This is a genomic window from Cellulomonas uda (assembly GCF_006538705.1).
In the GTDB taxonomy this organism is placed as follows: domain Bacteria; phylum Actinomycetota; class Actinomycetes; order Actinomycetales; family Cellulomonadaceae; genus Cellulomonas; species Cellulomonas uda.
On the sequence record NZ_BJLP01000008.1, the window covers coordinates 22,694 to 42,173 of the forward strand.

17 protein-coding genes are annotated in these 19,480 nt (G+C 75.7%); 6 read left to right on the forward strand and 11 right to left on the reverse strand.

Translation table 11 applies throughout. From position 1 onward, the window contains the following. Window positions 1-58 precede the first annotated feature (58 nt). On the forward strand, window positions 59-958 hold the full coding sequence (locus CUD01_RS03640; protein ID WP_141318804.1) for a hypothetical protein: 900 nt from the start codon (window positions 59-61) through the stop codon (window positions 956-958). A 6-nt stretch (window positions 959-964) separates the two neighbouring features. On the opposite strand, the gene CUD01_RS03645 is transcribed toward CUD01_RS03640, so the two are convergent. The 5 genes from CUD01_RS03645 to CUD01_RS03665 form a co-directional block, all read right to left on the reverse strand. Further along, a complete protein-coding gene (locus CUD01_RS03645; RefSeq protein ID WP_141318806.1) occupies window positions 965-2,536 on the reverse strand; it encodes a dihydrolipoamide acetyltransferase family protein in 1,572 nt (523 codons plus the stop codon). Between the two features lie 17 nt (window positions 2,537-2,553). Then, window positions 2,554-3,702, reverse strand: a complete 1,149-nt coding sequence (locus CUD01_RS03650; protein WP_243861007.1) for an alpha-ketoacid dehydrogenase subunit beta — start codon at window positions 3,700-3,702, stop codon at window positions 2,554-2,556. Beyond that, a complete protein-coding gene (gene pdhA / locus CUD01_RS03655; RefSeq protein WP_208405358.1) occupies window positions 3,699-4,841 on the reverse strand; it encodes a pyruvate dehydrogenase (acetyl-transferring) E1 component subunit alpha in 1,143 nt (380 codons plus the stop codon). Before pdhA ends, CUD01_RS03650 begins: the two co-directional genes overlap by 4 nt. Before the next feature lie 379 nt (window positions 4,842-5,220). Further along, window positions 5,221-6,288 (reverse strand): histidinol-phosphate transaminase, encoded by a 1,068-nt coding sequence (gene hisC / locus CUD01_RS03660; protein ID WP_141318809.1) that lies wholly within the window; start codon window positions 6,286-6,288, stop codon window positions 5,221-5,223. Between the two features lie 67 nt (window positions 6,289-6,355). Continuing rightward, window positions 6,356-7,492: an endo-1,4-beta-xylanase gene (locus tag CUD01_RS03665; RefSeq protein ID WP_141318811.1), complete on the reverse strand. Its 1,137-nt coding sequence runs from the start codon at window positions 7,490-7,492 to the stop codon at window positions 6,356-6,358. Between the two features lie 112 nt (window positions 7,493-7,604). Here CUD01_RS03665 and CUD01_RS03670 point away from each other — a divergent pair, with 112 nt between their 5' ends. Beyond that, window positions 7,605-7,988, forward strand: coding sequence for a phage holin family protein (locus CUD01_RS03670; RefSeq protein ID WP_094181363.1), 384 nt, complete (start codon window positions 7,605-7,607; stop codon window positions 7,986-7,988). A gap of 21 nt (window positions 7,989-8,009) precedes the next feature. Here the strand turns inward: CUD01_RS03670 and CUD01_RS03675 are convergent, their stop codons facing one another. From CUD01_RS03675 to CUD01_RS16730, 5 genes are read right to left on the reverse strand one after another with little or no spacing between them, the layout of a single operon-like run. Then, window positions 8,010-8,588 (reverse strand): hypothetical protein, encoded by a 579-nt coding sequence (locus tag CUD01_RS03675; RefSeq protein WP_141318813.1) that lies wholly within the window; start codon window positions 8,586-8,588, stop codon window positions 8,010-8,012. Beyond that, a complete protein-coding gene (locus tag CUD01_RS03680; RefSeq protein WP_141318815.1) occupies window positions 8,585-9,931 on the reverse strand; it encodes a DUF58 domain-containing protein in 1,347 nt (448 codons plus the stop codon). Before CUD01_RS03680 ends, CUD01_RS03675 begins: the two co-directional genes overlap by 4 nt. Next, the gene (locus CUD01_RS03685; protein ID WP_141318817.1) at window positions 9,928-10,914 is read right to left on the reverse strand and encodes an AAA family ATPase; all 987 of its coding nucleotides are present in this window, start codon (window positions 10,912-10,914) and stop codon (window positions 9,928-9,930) included. Before CUD01_RS03685 ends, CUD01_RS03680 begins: the two co-directional genes overlap by 4 nt. Continuing rightward, a complete protein-coding gene (locus tag CUD01_RS03690; protein WP_141318819.1) occupies window positions 10,911-11,552 on the reverse strand; it encodes a hypothetical protein in 642 nt (213 codons plus the stop codon). The genes CUD01_RS03685 and CUD01_RS03690 overlap by 4 nt, the downstream gene beginning before the upstream one ends. Next, a complete protein-coding gene (locus CUD01_RS16730) occupies window positions 11,549-12,355 on the reverse strand; it encodes a DUF4129 domain-containing protein (protein WP_141318821.1) in 807 nt (268 codons plus the stop codon). Before CUD01_RS16730 ends, CUD01_RS03690 begins: the two co-directional genes overlap by 4 nt. Before the next feature lie 240 nt (window positions 12,356-12,595). Here CUD01_RS16730 and purB point away from each other — a divergent pair, with 240 nt between their 5' ends. Both purB and CUD01_RS03705 read left to right on the forward strand, forming a co-directional pair. Further along, entirely contained in the window at window positions 12,596-14,044 is a 1,449-nt protein-coding gene (purB, locus tag CUD01_RS03700) for an adenylosuccinate lyase (protein ID WP_141318823.1), read from the forward strand. Between the two features lie 254 nt (window positions 14,045-14,298). Continuing rightward, window positions 14,299-15,168, forward strand: a complete 870-nt coding sequence (locus CUD01_RS03705; RefSeq protein ID WP_094181369.1) for a UCP033725 family protein — start codon at window positions 14,299-14,301, stop codon at window positions 15,166-15,168. A 359-nt stretch (window positions 15,169-15,527) separates the two neighbouring features. Here the strand turns inward: CUD01_RS03705 and CUD01_RS03710 are convergent, their stop codons facing one another. Beyond that, window positions 15,528-16,784, reverse strand: a complete 1,257-nt coding sequence (locus tag CUD01_RS03710; protein ID WP_141318825.1) for a glutamyl-tRNA reductase — start codon at window positions 16,782-16,784, stop codon at window positions 15,528-15,530. Between the two features lie 57 nt (window positions 16,785-16,841). Here CUD01_RS03710 and hemE point away from each other — a divergent pair, with 57 nt between their 5' ends. Together hemE and CUD01_RS03720 are read left to right on the forward strand one after the other, a co-directional pair. Then, window positions 16,842-17,900 (forward strand): uroporphyrinogen decarboxylase, encoded by a 1,059-nt coding sequence (gene hemE / locus CUD01_RS03715; protein WP_094181371.1) that lies wholly within the window; start codon window positions 16,842-16,844, stop codon window positions 17,898-17,900. Continuing rightward, window positions 17,897-19,372, forward strand: a complete 1,476-nt coding sequence (locus tag CUD01_RS03720) for a protoporphyrinogen/coproporphyrinogen oxidase (RefSeq protein WP_141318827.1) — start codon at window positions 17,897-17,899, stop codon at window positions 19,370-19,372. Before hemE ends, CUD01_RS03720 begins: the two co-directional genes overlap by 4 nt. Window positions 19,373-19,480: the final 108 nt, after the last annotated feature.

Consider the following 19,480-nt stretch of genomic DNA (forward strand, 5'->3'; position numbering starts at 1 on the left):
CTCAGGTGCCGGGCCCGGTTTGACCGTTCGGTCCCCTCTCGTCGAGGGTCTCGACGTCATGACCTCCACCTCGACCCGCGCGGCCGCCGCGCCCCGGCTCCTCGCGTCGCTCGTCGGGCTCGTCACGCTCGGCTCGGGCTCCCTCCTGGCCGCGTGCTCGTCGTCCCCGGACGGGGCGGACGCGACCCGCCCGGCGCCGACCGTCACCACGACGGGCCCCGCCGGCGCGGGCACCCCGCCGGGCCCGGAGGCGACGGATGCGAACCCCGCGGACCCGGCGCCGGCCGCACCCGCGTCGTGCACCGCGATCGAGCTGGTCGAGGGCACCGCCGTGACGAGCGACGCGCTCGCGACGTGCCTGGCCGACCACATGCGCTGGGCCGGCAGCGGGCACGAGGAGATCCGCCTGGCGGGCACCACCACGCTCGTCGACTGGGTGCTGACGCCGGAGGGCCTGCACGGGGTGCTGGACCGCGACCCGGGCGGCCGTGTCGCGTTCACGCCGGACCGCGGGTGGCAGCAGGACGGGACGGGCTGGGTCGAGGGCGACCCGGGCGGCGACTCCGAGGCCGCGCTGGTCGCGCAGGGCGTCGACATCCTGCGAACGTCCCTCGAGCCGGAGTTCCTCGCCGCGATGATCCGGCTCGCACCGGGCTTCACCGTCGCGGGCCGCGAGGAGGTCGAGCTCGCCGACGGGACGACGACGACGCTGTGGGCGATCCGCGCGGACGCACCGTTCGCGTCGCTCGCGCAGAGCACCACCGACGAGCTCGTCGTGTGGACCGCGACGCCCGGCCCGACCGCGCGGATCGACATCACGTCCACCACCCCGGGGGCGGGTCAGGGCACGTCGACGACGTTCTTCACGCGGTGGGGCCAGCGCCCGGACCTCACCGAGCTCGCCGAGCTCGCCGGCCTGGACCTGGGCGCAGGCTCGTCGCCCGAGCGCCGGGACTGACGGGGCTCAGCCCCAGACGAGGCCCTGCGCCGGGTCGGCGAGCACGGACGCGACGTCCGCGAGCACCCGCGAGCCGAGCTCACCGTCGACGAGGCGGTGGTCGAAGCTCAGCGCGAGCTGCGTGACGGAGCGGACCTTGATCTTGCCCTTGTGCACCCACGGCTGCTCGCGGATCGCGCCGAACGCGAGGATCGCCGCCTCACCCGGGTTGAGGATCGGCGTCCCCGTGTCGATGCCGAACACCCCGACGTTGGTGATGGTGATCGTGCCGTCGGTCATGTCCGCGGGCGACGTGCGGCCGGCGCGGGCGGTGGACGTCAGCTCGCCGAGCGCGGCCGCGAGCTCGTGCAGGCCGAGGCGGTGCGCGTCCTTGACGTTCGGCACGACGAGACCGCGCGGCGTGGCCGCCGCGATGCCGAGGTTCACGTAGTGCTTGTAGACGATCTCGCGCGAGTCCTCGTCCCAGCTCGCGTTGATCTCCGGGTGGCGGCGGACCGCGAGCAGCAGGGCCTTCGCGGCGATCAGCAGCGGCGTGACACGCACGTCCGCGAACTCCTTGTCGCCGCGCAGCTTCTCGACGAGCTTCATGGTGCGCGTCACGTCGACCGTGTGGAACACCGTGACGTGCGGCGCCGTGAACGCCGAGGTGACCATGGCCTCCGCGGTGCGCTTGCGGACGGACTTCACCGGGACGCGCGTCTGGCGCCCGTCGGACGACACGGTGCCGGACGCGAGCCACGGCTGGTCGTCGCCCGGGTAGGTCGCGAGCGTGCGGGCCTCGGCCTGTGCGGCGTGCGCGAGCACGTCCTCACGCGTGACGATCCCGCCCGGGCCGGTGGGGGTCAGCGAGTCGAGGTCGACGCCGAGCTCGCGCGCGAGCTTGCGCACGGGGGGCTTGGCGAGCGCGTGCGTGGGGCGTGACGGCGCGGCCACGGGTGTCGCGGCGGGCGCGACGGCCGGTGTCACGGCAGATGCGGCGCCGGCGTCACCCCGCGCGCGGCGCGCCCCGGTGCCCTCGGCGAGCCCGTACCCGACGAGCACCGACTCGCGCGCCTCGGGGGCAGCGGGTCCAGAGGCAGCGGGTCCAGAGGCAGCGGGCTCGGACGCGGCTGCGCGCGCCTCGCGTGCCGCCTCGATCTCGTCCGCACCGCCCGGCTCGACGCCGCTGCGCCGCAGCCCGCCGCCGACGTGCCGGACCGCGCCGGTCGTCGGCGCGGGCTCGTCGGCCCGCGCGGACGCACGCTCGTCGGACGCACGCTCGTCGGACGCGTGCTCGTCGGACGCGCGCTCGTCGGACGCACCTCCCGGCCCGTCGGCCGGTGCCGTGCCGTCGGGGTCGGTGTCGATCTCGATGATCGGCGTGCCCACGTCCACGGTCGTGCCGGTCTCCACCAGCAGCCGCGTCACCACACCGGCCCACGGGCTCGGCAGGTCCACGAGCGACTTCGCGGTCTCGATCTCGACGATCGTCTGGTTGACCTCGACGGTGTCACCGACGGCGACGAGCCACGTGACGATCTCCGCCTCGGTGAGGCCCTCGCCCGCGTCGGGCAGGGGGAACTGCTGGTACGTCGGCACGTGAGGTCTCCTGGGGGTCAGAACGCGAGCGCGCGGTCCACGGCGTCGAGCACGCGGTCCAGGCCGGGCAGGTAGTCGTGCTCGATCTTCGCGACGGGGTACGGCGTGTGGAACCCGCCGACGCGCAGCACGGGTGCCTCGAGGTGGAAGAAGCAGTCCTCGGTGATGCGGGCCGCGACCTCGGCGCCGCTGCCGTAGGTGACGGGTGCCTCGTGCACGACGACGCAGCGGCCGGTGCGGCGCACCGACTCGGCGACGGTCGCGGTGTCGAGCGGCGACAGCGTGCGCAGGTCGACCACCTCGATGCTGGTGCCCTCGGCGGCGGCGGCCTCGGCGACCTTGACGGCGGTCGCCACGGTCGGGCCGTACGCGACGAGCGTCAGGTCGGTCCCGGTCCGCACGACGCGCGCGCGGTCCATGCCGGTCGCGGCGGCGCCGTGCGGCGCGGGGGCGGCGGCGTCGAGGTCGACGTCGCCCTTCTCCCAGTAGCGGCCCTTGGGCTCGAAGAACAGCACGGGGTCGGGCGACGCGACGGCCTGCTGGATCAGCGCGTAGGCCTCGGCGGGGCTGGACGGCGTCACCACGCGCAGGCCGGCGGTGTGCGCGAACAGCACCTCGGGCGACTCGCTGTGGTGCTCGACCGCGCCGATCCCGCCGCCGTAGGGCACGCGGATGACGACGGGCAGCTGCAGCGCGCCCTTGGACCGGTAGTGCATCTTGGCGAGCTGGGTCGTGATCTGGTCGTACGCGGGGAAGATGAACCCGTCGAACTGGATCTCGACGACCGGCCGGTAGCCGCGCATGGCGAGCCCGATCGCGGTCCCGACAATGCCCGACTCGGCGAGCGGGGTGTCGACCACGCGGTCCTCGCCGAACTCGGCCTGCAGCCCGTCGGTCACGCGGAACACGCCGCCGAGCCGCCCGATGTCCTCGCCCATGAGCAGGACCTTCGGGTCGTCGGCGAGCGCGCGCCGCAGGCCGAGCGTGAGGGCCTTGGCGAACGTCAGGCGCTGGGTCCCGGTGGGGACGGGTGCGGCCGACGAGACGGCGCGCGCGGGTGCCGCGGGGGCCGACGAGGCCGCGGGGGCCGCCGGTGCCGACGCCCCGGCGGCCGCGGCGCGGGGCTGCGCGCTGCCGGTCATCGCGTCGAAGATCGTCGTCGTCATCGGTGGCTCCCCTCGCGGGCGTCCAGGAACGAGGACTCGTACGTCTCGAACCACGTGCGGTCGGCCTCGACGCCCGCGTGCGGCGTCGCGTAGACGTGCTCGAACATCGACGCGGCCGACGGGTGGCCCATGGCACGCACCGCGGTGCGCAGGTGCTCGCCGAACGCGTCGGCCTCCGCCTGCAGGCCGTCGACGAACGTGGCCGGCAGTGCGCCGCGCGCCTCGAGGTGCGTGCGCAGGCGGTCGATCGGGTCGCGTCGGCGCCAGTGCTCCTCCTGCTCGGAGCTGCGGTAGCGGGACGGGTCGTCGGACGTGGTGTGCGCGCCCATCCGGTAGGTGAACGCCTCGACGAACGTCGGGCCGTCGCCGCGGCGTGCGCGCTCGAGCGCGGCGGCGGTCACGGCGTAGCTCGCGAGCACGTCGTTCCCGTCGACCCGCACCGCGGGGATCCCGAAGCCGGGGGCGCGGGCCGCGATCGGTGCGGCGGCCTGGCGCGTGGTCGGCTCGGAGATCGCCCACTGGTTGTTCTGGCAGAACAGGACGACGGGCGCCTGGTTGACCGCGGCGAACACGAGCGCCTCGCTCACGTCGCCCTGCGAGGTCGCGCCGTCGCCGAAGTACGCGACGACCGCGGTGTCCCGCTCGTCGTCGCCGGTCCCGACGAGACCGTCGCGCTGCACGCCCATCGCGTAGCCGGTCGCGTGCAGCGCGTGCGAGCCGATGACCAGCGTGTACAGGTGGAAGCCGTGCGCGACCGGGTCCCAGCCGCCGTGGTCGACGCCGCGGAACAGGCGCAGCACCTGCGTGAGCTCGACGCCCCGCACGTGCGCGACGCCGTGCTCGCGGTAGCTCGGGAAGACGTGGTCCTGCGGCTTGAGCGCGCGGCCGGAGCCGACCTGCGCGGCCTCCTGGCCGAGCGCCTGCGCGAACAGCGCGAGCTCGCCCTGGCGCTGCAGCGCGGTGGCCTCGGTGTCGAAGCGGCGGGTCAGCACCATGTCGCGGTACATCGCGCGCAGGTCGTCGTCGGTGAGGTGCGCGACGTACGCGTCGTACTCGGGGTGGCTGACGCGCTCGCCGGACGGCGTGAGGAGCTGGACGAGCCCCTCGTCCGCGAGCGGTCCGCCCTCGACGGCGGGCAGGACGCCGGGGGCCGACGCCCGTGCGGGCGAGGAAAGGGCCGCGGCCCGGCCGTCCGTGGTGGGGACGGGGGCCGCGGCCGACCCGCCGGGGATGGCGGCGGGGGACGAGGGGGCCGCAGGGGCGGCTGCCGAGGCGTACGGGAGGCCGGACGAGCTCACGCGGTTCTCCTTCGCGTGCGGCGGCGGTCAGCCGCTCCGGGACGTCGTGGGGAGGGGCGGATCGCCCAACCTACGTCACCGTAGCCTACGCATCCGTAGGTTCCAGGCAACCCCTGCGACAACGATCCGTCGCCCGACTTGTCGCGACCCCACAGCGGCCGCCGCACCACCCGGTGCACACCAGGTGCACCGCCCGTCGCACCACCCGGCGCCAGCCCGCTCAGCGCGCGAGCCACTCCGCGGTCGCCCCGAGCAGCAGGTCCGTGGCCTCGCGCTCACCGACGCTCACGCGCACCCCGTCGCCCGCGAACGGCCGCACGACGACGCCCGCGCGCGAGCACCGCTCGGCGAGCGCGCTCGCCTGGTCGCCGACCGGCAGCCACACGAAGTTCGCCTGCGAGTCCGGCACCGTCCAGCCCTGCGCGCGCAGCCCGTCGAGCATGCGCGCCCGCTCCTTGACGATCGACTCGACGCGCGCCAGCAGCTCGTCGCGCGCCCGCAGCGACGCGAGCGCCGCGAGCTGAGCGACGTGCGAGACGCCGAACGGCGTGGACGCCGCACGGATCCCCGCGGCGGGCCGGGGCCGCGCGACCGCGTACCCCACGCGCAGGCCCGCGAGCCCGTACGCCTTGGAGAACGTGCGCAGCAGCACCACGTTGCGCCGCGCCTCGAACACCGCGAGGCCGTCGGCGCCCTGCGGGTCGCGCACGAACTCGACGTACGCCTCGTCGAGCACGACGAGCACGTGCTCGGGCACCGCGTCCAGGAACGTCTCGAGCTCGTCGGCGCGCACCGCCGGGCCCGTCGGGTTGTTGGGCGTGCACACCAGCACGACGCGCGTGCGGTCCGTGACCGCGGCCGCGAGCGCGGGCAGGTCGAGCCGCCCGTCGTCGGCCACCGGGACCGGGACGGCCACCGCGCCCGCGAGCGTCACCGCGATGGGGTACGCCTCGAACGAACGCCACGGCAGGACGACCTCGTCGCCCGCCTCGCAGAACGCGGTGAGCACGTGCCCGAGCACCGCGACCGACCCGCAGCCCATGACGACCGACTCCGCCGGGACACCCAGCTGCTGCGCGACGGCCTCGGTGAGCTCGGTCGCGTACATGTCCGGGTAGCGGTTGACGTCGACCGCCGCGTCCGCGATCGCCGCCATGACGGACGGCAGCGGTGGGAACGGGTTCTCGTTCGACGAGAGCTTGAACGCCGCGGCACCGACCGGGGACCGCGCCCCGGGGACGTAGGCGGGCAGCTCGGCGAGGGCACGGCGCAGCACGGGGCGACTCACGGCGCCCAGGATGCCACCGACCGGTGCCTCGCCCGTCGGACGTCCGCGGTCGGCCCGCGTCGGCGCGTCAGCCGGTGCGGCCGGGCCGGCCCTTGCCGACCGCCTCGACCAGGGCGTCGAACGCGGGCTTCGGCTCGTAGTCCGCGTCCCACAGCAGCGCGTCGCCGAACCCCTCGAACCACATCGGGATCCACGAGTACCGGTCGGTCACGCCCCACACCGTCAGGCCCAGGCAGCCCTCGACCGCGAGGCACGCGGTCGCGACGCTCGCGTAGTCCTCGGCCTGCTGCGCGAGGGCCTCGTCGCTCGCGGGGGTCTCGACGCGGATGTCGAGCTCGGTGATCCGCACGGTCAGCCCCAGGTCGACGAACCGCTGGATGTTCTCCTGCAGGTCGTCGGGCAGCTTCCCGGCCGTGAGGTGCCCCTGGATGCCGAGGCAGTCGATCGGCACGTCGCGGGCGAGCAGGTCCTCGACGAGCGCGTACACGCCGTCGGACTTCGCGTTGACGCCCTCGATGTCGTAGTCGTTGTAGCAGAGCTGCGCGTCGGGGTCGGCCTCGTGCGCGACCTCGAACGCGTCGGCGATGTAGTCGTCGCCGAGCGTCTGCTGGAACGGCGAGTCGGAGCGGCGCGAGCCGTCCTCGTCGACCGCCTCGTTGACGACGTCCCACGCGAACACCTGCCCGCGGAAGTGCTCGGCCTGGGTGCGGACGTGGTGCTCCATCGCCTCCTGCATGGCGTCCTCGTCGAGCGCCTTGACCCATGCGGGGAGCTGCGAGTGCCACACGAGCGTGTGGCCGTACAGCTTCTTGCCCGTGCTGCGCGCGTACTCGGCGAGGCGGTCCCCCTCGGCGAAGTCCCACTCGTCGTCGGCGGCCTCCGTGGCCTCCCACTTCATGACGTTCTCGGCGACGACGAGCGAGGCGTGCTTGTCGACGATCTCGCGGTACTCGGGCTCGTCGAGCCGCTCGGGCGCGACCGCGAAGCCGATGTCGAGCGCGCTCCCGCCGGCGATCTCCGCGAGCACGGGCTCGAGCGGGGCCTGCGCGGGCGCGGTGGTCGCGTCGGGGCCGGGCTCGCTCGTGCCGCTGCACGCCGCGAGCAGGACGGCGAGCAGCAGCGGCAGCAGGACGGCGGCGCGGGAGCGGGCGCGGCGCACGGCGGCGCGCGAGCGGCCCGGGCGCGCGGGGACGGCAGGCGACATCGACTCTCCGATCGAACTTTCGGCGTCGTCGCCGAAACTGCGCCGGATGCTAGCGCGCGAACCCGTGCGCCGTCACGGCCCCGACCCGCGACGCACCTGGCACGATCGACCCATGGCCTTCCTGCTGCGCGTCCTCATCAACGGCGTCGCGATCTGGCTCGCGACCGTGATCCTGTCCGGGCTCGAGATCGTCGGCGCGGACTCCACGGGTCAGAAGATCGGCATCATCGCGCTCATCGCGCTCATCTTCGGGGTCGTCAACGCGGTCGTGAAGCCGATCGTGCAGGTGCTGTCGATCCCGCTCTACATCCTCACGCTCGGGCTGTTCACGCTCGTCGTCAACGCGCTCATGCTGCTGCTCACCGAGTGGGTCACCGAGTTCACCGACTGGGGCCTGCGCATCGACGGGTTCTGGTGGGCCGTCGGCGGCGCGCTGGTGGTCTCGGTCGTCTCGTTCGCCCTGTCGCTCGCCATCCCGGAGAGCCGCCGACGCTGACCCGCCGGCGCTGACCCGCGGTCAGTCGCGCACGCGCGTGCGCGGCAGGACCACCGCCGCCACCAGCGCCGCCGCGAGCAGCGCGACCAGCCGCCACGCGTCGCTCGTCACGTCCCGGCCCGCGACGACGAGCGCGACCACCACGAGCACCTGCGCGGGCAGCTGGACCCGCGCGACCCCCGCGAGCCCGTCCAGCACCACGTCGAGCTCGACGCGCATCCGCCACGTCACGCGCGTCGTCGTCGCGCACGCCCACACCGCGAGGTGCACCAGCAGCACGAGCAGCATCGTCTGCACCACCGACGCGGGCGGTCCGACCAGCACGAACGCGCCCGCCGCGAGCACCGCGAGCCCCACCCGCGCGCCGCCCGGCACGGCCGCGACCAGCGCACCGCCCAGCGCGCTCAGCCCCACCGCGAGCAACGACACCGGCCCGACCACGGACCACGCGACCAGCAGCATCGCCGCGACGACCACCGCGCACCCGGCCTGCAGCACCGAGCCGGGCACCGGCCGGACGAGCACCGGCTCCGCCTCGGGCGGCTCCTGACCCTGGAAGAGCGCCCCGAACGCGCCCGGACGCCTCGTCGTGGACCTCATCGCGCCCCCGCCCCCGCCCGTCGCTGCGCGCGCCGCGCGAGGCCCGCGAGCGCGACCTGCGGCTCGTCGCGCCACGTCACGATCTCCACGTCCGCGTCCTCGAGCGCCGCGAGCCGGTCCGTGCGCGCGAGCCGCACGAACCGCAGCGCGAGCAGCTCACGGCGGTCCAGCAGGTGCTCGCGCACGGTCGGCAGCACGTCCACCGCCACCACCCGGTGCCCCGCGGCCCGCCACTGCGCGGCCGCGTGGGCCGCCTGGTCGTCGAGGAACGTCGAGAACACCAGCACGAGCGCCCCCGAGGGGAGCTGCGGTGCGCGCGTGCGGCGCACCGGGTCGCCCTCGGGCCGCGTGAGCGCGAGCGCGTTGCGGATCCGGTCCAGCTGACGGCGGCCTCCGCCCGGCGGCAACGGCCGGCGCAGCGCACCCAGGTCGTCGAGGCCCACCCGGTCGCCCTGGTCGAGGTACGCCTGCGCGAGCGAGGAGGCGGCCGTGCGCGCCAGGTCGAGCGACGTCGGGTCGGCGCCGCGCGGGCGCATCCACCCGCCCCACGTGCGCGGGTCGGGGCCGACCTCGTCGCGCGAGTCGACCACGAGCATGACCACGGCCTCCGCGAGCGCGTGCTCGCGCCGCACGTACAGCTCGCGCAGCTGGGGCGAGCGGCGCGCCGTGACCCGCCAGTCGATGCGCCGCAGCCGGTCACCGGGCGTGTAGGGGTGCACATCGCGCAGCCCACCGCCCTCGCCGGGGCGCCGCGACTCGTGCCCGCCGGACAGGCCGCGCAGGCGCGGCGGCAGGGGCAGCGCCGCGAGCGGACGCACGCCCGGCAGCACGAGCGCCTCACCCCCCGCCGGGTCCGCCGCCTCCGAGACGCTCGCGGCACCCACGCCGAGCCCCAGCGCGTCGACCTCGGCGACCGTCTGCGGGCCCGTGCGCACGGTGCGCACCACGAACGGCACGTCACGCACGCCGCCGCGCACCGCGACGAGCGCACGCGCGTGCGTGCGGTTCCCGCGCCGCACCCCGAGCGCGACCGCGGCCGTGCCGTCCGGCGCCGCGACCCGCACCGACGTGCTCAGCTCGCCGGGCGTCGTCGTCGCGTCCGTGACCACCTCGACCCGCAGGTCCCCGACCGGCCGCGCCGTCCAGCACCACACCGCCCACACGACGACCGGCGCACCGATCACCGCGAGGTCCGCCCGCCCGGCCCACGCGCCCAGGAGCACGAGCACGAGCCCCACGAGCGCACCCCACGTCACCGCGCGCACCCGCATCCACGCGGGTGCGTCGGGCTGCTCGGCCACGGCGGGCGCGCCGGCCGACGACGAGGGCACCGGACCGGTCATCGCGCGGGGTCCACCCGCCTCGCCGTCGTCGGGCCCGCGACCGCGCGCAGGACCTCCTCGACCACACGCTGCGGCGCGAGGCCCGACGCCCACGCCTGCGGTGTCAGCGACAGCCGGTGCGCGAGCGTCGCGACCGCGACCGCCTTGACGTCCTCCGGCGCCACGAAGTCCCGGCCCGCGAGCACCGCGACGGCCCGCGCGACCAGCACCAGCGCCTGCGACCCGCGCGGCGACGCCCCGACCTCGACCGCCTCGTGCCGGCGCGTGGCCGCGGCGAGGTCCACGCAGTAGCGCAGCACGTCCTCGTCGACCGCGACCGCCTCGACGCCGCGCTGCATCGCGCGCAGCGTCGCCGGGTCCACCACCTGGCGCACGGGCGCGGCCTCCTGCCGCCGCTCGAGCCGCCGCGCGAGCACGTCGACCTCCGCGTCCCGGACCGGGTACCCGACCGCGAGCCGCACCATGAACCGGTCGAGCTGCGCCTCCGGGAGCGGGTACGTGCCCTCGTACTCCACCGGGTTCGACGTCGCGACCACGTGGAACGGGTCCGGCAGCGGCCGCGTCACCCCGTCCACCGTGACCTGGCGCTCCGCCATCGCCTCGAGCAGCGCCGACTGCGTCTTCGGCGCGGTGCGGTTGATCTCGTCCGCCAGCAGCAGACCCGCGAACACCGGACCGGGCCGGAACTCGAACGACGTCGTCGCCGGGTCGAACACCGACGAGCCCGTGATGTCGGAGGGCAGCAGGTCGGGCGTGCACTGCACACGCCGGAAGTCCAGGCCCAGCGCGGTCGCGAGCGAGCGCGCCGCGAGCGTCTTGCCCAGGCCGGGCACGTCCTCGAACAGCACGTGGCCGCTCGCCAGGATCGCCGCGAGCGCCACGGTCAGGGGCTCGCGCATCCCGACGACGGCCGTGGCGACCTCGTCGAGCACGGCCCGGCCGCGCTGCGCGACCTCGGGGACGGACAGCTGCGGGTCGGTCATCGGTTCCTCCCGGAATCGGGGTTCTCGTGGGTCTGCGGGGCAGGCCCGGCGGTGGCGTCGGGCTGCTCGGGCAGCAGCAGGCCGGGGGTGCGGGAGTCGGCCGGGCGCGGGCCGAGCGCCTCGAGCGCGGTGAGCGCGTCCTGCAGCTCGCGCACGGTGGGCAGCGGCGACGAGCGGCGGCGCAGCGTCCCGAGCACGCGGTCGCCGAGCAGCGCGCGCAGCGCGGGCGTGTCGTCGGCCGACGTCAGGTCCAGGCCGTGCCGGGCGAGCCGGACCGCGGCCACGTCCCGCAGCCGGCGCATGGCCCGCTCGCCCGCACGCCCGTCGCGGCCCGCCATCGACCACGCGAGGTCCTGCAGGTCACCGCGCGCACCCGCCTGCCGGCGGCGCAGCTCCGTGCCCCACTCCGGCTCGATGCCCACGGACAGCCGGCGGGCGACGACGACGAGCGCCGCGACGCCCACGGCCATGACCACCGACGACCACGTGTCCATCCCCACCGCGTAGGCCACCGCCCCGCCCAGCACCAGGCCGAGCAGCACGCCCCACCAGCGGCGCAGCGCGGCCCGGGCGGTGACGGGCGGCGGCGCGGCGGTCTCGGGCGGGTCGGCCGGCCACGGGGTCCGGGCGGTGCTCACGCGCCCGCCTCGCCGTGCGCGTGCTCGTCGTGCGCGTGCTCGTCGTCATCGTGCTCGTCGTGCGCGTGCTCGTCGTCCGCGTGCTCGTCGTCCGCGTGCTCGTCGCGGCGGTGCCCGACGCCCGCACCGATCGCCTCGAGCGCGCCGCGTGCCCGCGTCACGTCGTCGGGCGTGATCTCGTGCTCCGAGAACCGCGCGGCCAGGTACAGCCCCAGCAGCGCACGGCTCGCGTCCGCGTCCGCCTGCGTCGCGTCGAGCAGCTCGAGCGTGAACTCCGTCGCGGTCTGCGCCGCCTCGCGCACCACGCCCGAGCCCTCGGCGGCGTCCTCGAGCGCGACCCATGCCGCGATCACCGCGTCACCGGGCGGCACGCGCCGGTCCAGCGCGTCACCCGCCGCCTCGACGCCCTCCGCGAGCGCGGGCCGCACCAGGTCCGCGATGTCGCCGAGCAGCACGTCACCCGGGTCGCTGCGGTCGACGTCCGGCGGGCGGTTCGCGTTCATCCACCGACGCGCCGCCCGCGCGAGGTAGGCACCCAGCACCGCGAGCGCGACCAGCAGCAGCACGAAGAACCCGATCTTCAGCCACGTGGCCGTGTCGCCGGCCTGCTGCGCGCCGTCCAGCACCGCGTCGGGCGTCGACTCCGGCTCGGGGGTGCGGGTGGGCAGGTCGAGGCCGAGGTCGAGGCGGTAGTCGGGGCGCGTCGCGGGCCGCCACGGTCCGGCGAGCGCCGCGGCCAGCACCGCCACGGACACGAGGCCGCCGGCGACGACCGCCACCCGCGTCGCGTCCTGACGTGCCACCGGGCTCCGATCGTCGTGCAGGTCTGTCGTCTCGCACACGTGCCGTGCGCCCGCACCACCGTACTGACCGGCCCGCCCGGTGGGGAGGACCGGCCCGCGCGCTGGGCGGTTCACCCCGGTGTGGGTCGCCCGCGTGCCGCAGGCCCGCGACCGGACCTGCGACCGGCTCTGCGACCGGACCTGCGGACCGCACCGCGGACGCGACGACGAGCGTGCGCACCGGCTGGGATGATGGGCGCCATGACCTCCGCCACCCCGGCTCCCGCGCGCGTGAGCCTCGCCGACGTCACCCCCGCGATCGCGCTCGGCCCGCTCGACGGCCGCTACCGCCCCGCGGTCGCGCCGCTGGTCGACCACCTGTCGGAGGCCGCGCTCAACCGGGCTCGCGTGCACGTCGAGGTCGAGTGGCTCATCCACCTGACGACGCACCGCGTGGTGCCCGGCGCGCCCGTGCTGAACGACGCGGAGCAGGCGTACCTGCGCGGCGTGGTGACGACGTTCGGGCCCGACGAGGTCGCCGAGCTCGCCGAGATCGAGCGCGTCACGGTGCACGACGTGAAGGCGGTCGAGTACTTCCTCAAGCGGCGGCTCGAGGCCGCGCCCGGCGTGCTCGGCGAGACGGTGCTGCCGACGGTCGGCGAGCTGGTGCACTTCGCGTGCACCAGCGAGGACGTCAACAACCTGTCGTACGCGCTCATGGTGCGCGGTGCGGTGCAGGAGGTCTGGCTCCCGGCCGCGACCGCGCTGGCCGACGAGGTCGCGGCGCTCGCGCGCGAGCACGCGGAGCAGCCCCTGCTGGCCCTCACCCACGGTCAGCCCGCGACGCCCACCACGCTCGGCAAGGAGCTCGCGGTGCTCGCGCACCGCCTGCGCCGCCAGCTGCGCCGCATCGGCGCCGACGAGTTCCTCGGCAAGATCAACGGCGCGACGGGCACGTACGGGGCGCACGTGGTCGCCGTGCCGGGCGCCGACTGGCAGGAGGTCTCGCGCACGTTCGTCGAGCACCTGGGCCTGACGTGGAACCCGCTGACCACGCAGATCGAGTCGCACGACTGGCAGGCCGAGCTGTACGCCGACGTCGCGCGCTTCAACCGCGTGCTGCACAACCTGGCGACCGACGTGTGGACGTACATCTCTCGCGGGGTGTTCATCCAGATCCCCGTGGCGGGTGCGACCGGCTCGTCGACCATGCCGCACAAGGTCAACCCGATCCGGTTCGAGAACGCCGAGGCCAACCTCGAGATCTCGTCGGCCCTGCTCGACACGCTCGCCTCGACCCTGGTCACGTCGCGCCTGCAGCGGGACCTGACGGACTCGACCACGCAGCGCAACATCGGCCCCGCCTTCGGGCACAGCCTGCTGGCGATCGACAACGTCCGACGTGGCCTGCGCGCCCTGTCGGTGGACGCGGCGCTGCTCGAGCGTGAGCTCGACCAGAACTGGGAGGTGCTCGGCGAGCCCGTGCAGTCCGCGATGCGCGCGGCGTCGGTCGCGGGCGTCACCGGCATGGAGAACCCGTACGAGCGGCTCAAGGAGCTCACGCGCGGGCGCCGGCTCACGGCCGACGACATGCGCGAGTTCATCGGCGGCCTGGGGCTGCCCGCGGACGTGGCCGAGCGGCTCGCGCGGCTCACGCCGGGCACGTACACGGGGCTCGCCGCGGCGCTCGTCGCGCACCTCGACGACTGACCCGTCGCCCGGCCGGCACACGCGGCCGGGGCACGGCGGTCCGATGTGTGGCGGATTGTGGTGATCGTCACACTTTCGGGGAACGAAACGGTTGCGCGCATGGTCGGCTACCACTTCCGGGTGGCACGACCTGGACATGTGATCGGATTCCTTGCAGAATCGGGCCCGATCCGTCCGAATTACCCGTTCTGCGGCCCGGTCCGACCGGGCTCTGACGGGCACCGTCATCCCCCCAGTCGGTAGGCGAGGCCGCCATGACCCTCATGCAGAAGGCGATCACACCCGCGCTCTCTCGGGCTCACCTCGAGGACGGCTACGACCGCATGGCCGGGTACGTCGTGCGTGCCGAGGACGTCGCGTTCGCGACGACGCCCGCGCAGCTCTTCGAGGTCCACGGCCTCGGCTACCCCGGCTCGCCGTTCCGCCCGGACGCGCACTACATCGACCTGCTCCGCTTCGAGTCCGGCCCCCAGCTGCAGTACCGCGACGTCCCCGGGTACATCGTGCCGCTGTGGTGGCTGCGCCACTCGCGCGTCACCCCCGGCGCCGAGCTCGTCCGCGTGTTCGCCGACGGCTCCGCGACGCTGCTCGCCCGCTACGGCGACGTCGGGACCGGCTGGTCCGCCACGCACCTGGGCCACCGGCCCGCGCTCGCGTCGCTGTCCCGCTGCGTCGGCCCCGTCGCCAAGTGGCACAGCGCCTACCTCGAGGCCGACGTGGTCGACGGCGGGCAGACCGTGGTCCTCGCGCTCGCCAACCCGCCGCTCGCCGAGACCGGCTTCCACCAGGCGCCGTCCGGCCGCTGGTTCCGCCGCGTCCCGCGCGAGGACGTCTCCGAGCTGTTCGAGCTCGACCTCACCGCGCGCTGGAACGGGCTCGCCGTGCGCGTCGTCGACCAGTGGCAGGACGCGCAGCGGTACGTCGTCGCGCGCATCTCGCACCTCGGCGACGACCTCGACCACGCCGAGCACCTGCGGCTCGACCGCGTCGAGGCCGGCGTCTACGAGGCCGTGGTCTACGCCGCCGAGCTGACCGACATCCAGACCAACCAGGTCGTGCCCCACACCTGGTCGCCCGGGCCGTCCCGCGCGCTGCGCCGCCCGGTCACCACGCAGTCCTACTGACCCGGCCCGGCACCGAGCAGTTCCAGGAGACCGGTCGAGCCGGAGCGGTCGAGCCAGACCGGTCCCGCCAGAGCAGTCCCACCGGGCTGACCGGCTCGCGGCACCCTTCCCCGCCCGAGCCACCGCCACAGAACGGCCGTCCCCCGCGGGACGGCCGTTCGCACGTCTGCTCCTCCCGCTGACACCGCCCTTCCTCCGGCTCTGCGCCACCACACCCAGCGCAACCGCAGGGTCGACGTCCCACCACCCGCCGAGACCGCGGTTGCTCCGGGTACGAGCCGCCGAAGCCGGAGGAGACGCGGGGTCGGCGGAAAGGGGACGGGGGTCAGACGGGGACGGGGGTCAGGCGGGGACGGGGGTCAGGCGGGGACGGGGACCTGCGGGGGGCTGATCGCCGCGAGCTCGGCGAGGGCGGCCGCGTAGGCGGCCGTGTCCCCGGCGCGCGCGGCCTCGCGGGCACGAACCGTCGGGCCGTGCAGCGCGGCGCGGGTGCGTCGGCGCAGAGCCCGGGCCGTGCGCTCGTCGCGCTGGTCGTCGGCCAGCGCGGACAGGGCCGCCTCCAGCCCGCCGAGGACGCGCGACCGCTCCGCGAGCACGGCGGGGTTCCACTCGCGCACGCGGCGCTCGGCCTCGTACGCGGCCGCGGCCTTCCCGACGAGCTCGCGTGCCTCGAGCACGGCACCGTGCTCGGCGGGCGCGTGCTCGGCGACGGTGGTCAGCGACACGAGGCGGACACCGGGCAGCTCCCGCACGCCCGGGTCGACGTCGTGGCGCAGCGCGAGGTCCACGACCGTGAGCGGGTGCGACGTCGCGGAGCGGGCCTCGGCGAGCGCGTCGACCGTGAGGACGGCGCCGGCCGCACCGGAGCACGCGACCACCAGGTCGACGCAGGCGAGCTCGGCGGCCAGGTCGGCACCCGCGGGCACGGCCGTGACACCGCGTGCGGACGCGAACGTCGTCGCGCGGCCGCTCGGGGAGTAGACGCGCACGTCGCGGCAGCCGCGGGCCTTGAGCGCGGCGAGCGACGCGCCCGCGTACGAGCCGGTGCCGATGAGCACGCACCGCACCTGCGGCCACGCGACCAGGTCGCGCTCGGCGATGTCCAGCGCGACGCCGACGACGGACCGGCCGGCCGCGCCGAGCCCGGTGCGGCCCTCGACCTTGCGCGAGACGCGGGACGCCGCCTGGAACAGGCTCTCGAGCGCGCTCGTCGTCGTGCCGTCCTTGCGGGCTGTCGTGAGCGCGCGGCGCACCTGCCCGGCGATCTCGCGCTCCCCGACGACCATCGACTCGAGCCCGCTCGCGACCGCGAACAGGTGCGCGGCCGAGTCGGTGCCCGTGTGCACGGCGAGGTGCTCGGCGACGCGCGTCGGGTCGTAGCCCGAGCGGGCGGCCACGGTCGCGGCGACCGCGGCACGGGCCTCGGGTGCGTGCTCGGCGTCGGCGACGTCGAGGTACAGCTCGAAGCGGTTGCACGTCGCGAGCACGACGGCACCGGCGATCGAGGGCGACGCGCCGACGAGCTCGCGGCCCACGGCGTGCACGTCCGAGGAGAGACGCTCGAGCACCCCGAGGTCGAGATCGCGGTGCGACGCGACGAGGGAGAGCAGCACCACGCGCCCGATTCAACCACCCGTCCGACGGTGCCCGGAAATGTCAGGCACAATCGACCTGTGCTTTCTGCTGGTCATCCGCTCGTCGACGGGCGTACGTCACATTCCTCCCTCGTCCGCGCGTATTCGAAAGAGCGTCCCGAGCGCCTTCCGGTGTGGTTCATGCGCCAGGCCGGTCGCTCGCTGCCCGAGTACCGCGCGCTGCGGGTGGGCACCGCGATGCTCGACGCGTGCCTCGACCCGGCACTCGCGTCCGAGATCACGCTGCAGCCCGTGCGGCGGCACGGCGTGGACGCGGCGATCTTCTTCTCGGACATCGTGGTGCCGCTGCGGCTCGCGGGCGTCGACGTCGAGATCAAGCCGGGAGTCGGGCCGGTCATGGGTGCGCCGGTGCGCACCGCGGACGACGTCGCACGGCTCGCGGAGCTGACGCTGTCCGACGAGGCGCTCGCGCCCGTCACCGAGGGCGTGGCGCGCACGGTCGCCGAGCTCGGGAGCACGCCGCTCATCGGCTTCGCGGGGGCGCCGTTCACGCTCGCCGCGTACCTGGTCGAGGGCGGGCCGTCGCGCGACCACCTGGCGGCCCGCGGGCTCATGCACTCCGACCCGTCGACGTGGCGCGCGCTCATGACGTGGGCCGCGGACGTCACGGGCGCGTTCCTGCGGGCCCAGGTGCTCGCGGGGGCGTCCGCCGCGCAGCTGTTCGACTCGTGGGCGGGCGCGCTGTCGCTCGCTGACTACACGGGGCACGTCGCACCCTCGTCGGAGCGCGCGCTGGACGCGGTGCGGGACCTGGGCGTGCGCACCGTGCACTTCGGCACCGGGACGGGCGAGCTGCTCGCGGCGATGCGCGACGTGGGTGCGGACGTCGTCGGCGTGGACTACCGGATCCCGCTCGACGAGGCCTCGCGCCGGCTGGGCGGCACCACGCCGTTGCAGGGCAACATCGACCCCGCGCTGCTCGCGGCGCCGTGGCCGGTGCTCGAGGCGCACGTCCGTGACGTCGTCCAGCGCGGCCGGTCGGCCCCCGCGCACGTGGTGAACCTCGGGCACGGCGTGCCGCCGAGCACGGACCCGGCGGTGCTCACGCGCGTCGTCGAGCTGGTCCACTCGCTGTGACCGCCGCCGCCGAGGGTCCGGGGACCGAGCGCGCCGACGAGCGCTGGGACGCCGTGGTCGTCGGCGGTGGGGTCGCGGGTCTGGTGGCGGCGCGTGAGCTGGTGCGCGGCGGGCTGAGGCCGCTCGTCGTCGAGGGCCGCGACGCGGTCGGCGGCGCGGTGCGCGGGCACGTCGTCGCCGGTCTCGAGCTCGACGCGGGCGCGGAGTCGTTCGCGACCCGCGGGGGCACGGTCGCCGCGTACCTGGCCGAGCTGGGGATCGCGGACCGCGTGGTCGCGCCGAGCGGGCTCGGCTCGTGGGTGCACCTGCCGTCGGGCGACGGCCCGCTGCCGCAGACGGGCCTGCTCGGCATCCCGTCGCAGCCGTGGGCGCCGGACGTGCGGCGCACGCTCGGGGTGCTCGGCGCGGCGCGCGCGGCGCTCGACCTGGTCCTGCCGGCGCGCGTGGGTGCGGGGGCGACGACGCTCGGCGCGCTCGTGCGGGCGCGCATGGGGGCACGTGTGGTGGACCGGCTGGTACGGCCCGTCGTGGGCGGCGTGCACGCGGCGGAGCCCGACGAGCTCGCGGTGGACGCGGTCGCGCCCGGGCTGCCCGGCGCGCTGGAGACGTCACGGTCGCTCGCGCGCGCGGTGCGCTCGCTGCGTGCCGCGGCGCCCGCGGGCTCGGCGGTGCAGGGGCTCGACGGCGGTGTGCACGTGCTCGTCGACACACTCGCCGCGCAGGTCACGCAGGGTGGCGGCACGATCCGCACGCGGACGCGGGCGACGGGCGCACGCCCGGCCGACGACGAGCCCGGCACGGTGGTGGTGACGCTCGGCGACGGCAGCAGCGTGCGGACCGGACGGCTCGTCGTCGCGGGCCCGCAGGTCGAGCTGCTCACGCACGTGCTGGACCTCGGCGACGTCGCGCTGGACGAGGGTGCGGACGTGCGGCTCGTGACGCTCGTGCTCGACGCCCCGGCGCTCGACGCCGCGCCGCGCGGCACGGGCGTGCTCGTCGCGCGCGAGGCGGACGACGTGCGCGCGAAGGCGCTGACGCACGCGACGGCGAAGTGGCCGTGGCTGGCCGGGCGCGCGCCCGCCGGACGGCACGTCGTGCGCCTGTCGTACGGCCGGGCCGACGAGTCGGACCCGGCCGAGGGCGCGGGCCGCGCTGCCGGACGCGCCGGGCTCGGCGACACCGACGCGCTCGTCGCTCAGGCGCTCGTGGACGCGTCGGTCCTGCTGGGGGTGCCGGTGCGCGACGAGCAGGTGGTGGCGTCGGCGGTGGTGCGCTGGACGCAGGCGCTCCCGCGGCCGAGCGCGCGCCACCGCGAGGCGGTCGCGGCCGTGCGGGCTGCGCTGGACGCGCCGCGGACTGACGGCGCCCGGGTGGTGGCGTGCGGGGCGTGGCTCGCGGGCAACGGGCTCGCGTCGGTGATCCCGGACGCGGTCGCGGCGGGCCGCCGAGCACTGGGGTCGCTGCCGCACTGACGTCCCCGGACGCTGCCGTGCGGGGCGATGTCACGGTCGTCGCCTGTGGCATTGTTCTGACACTTTGTCGGGTCCACGTCACACATTTCTCCGTGGCTCCCGGTGAGG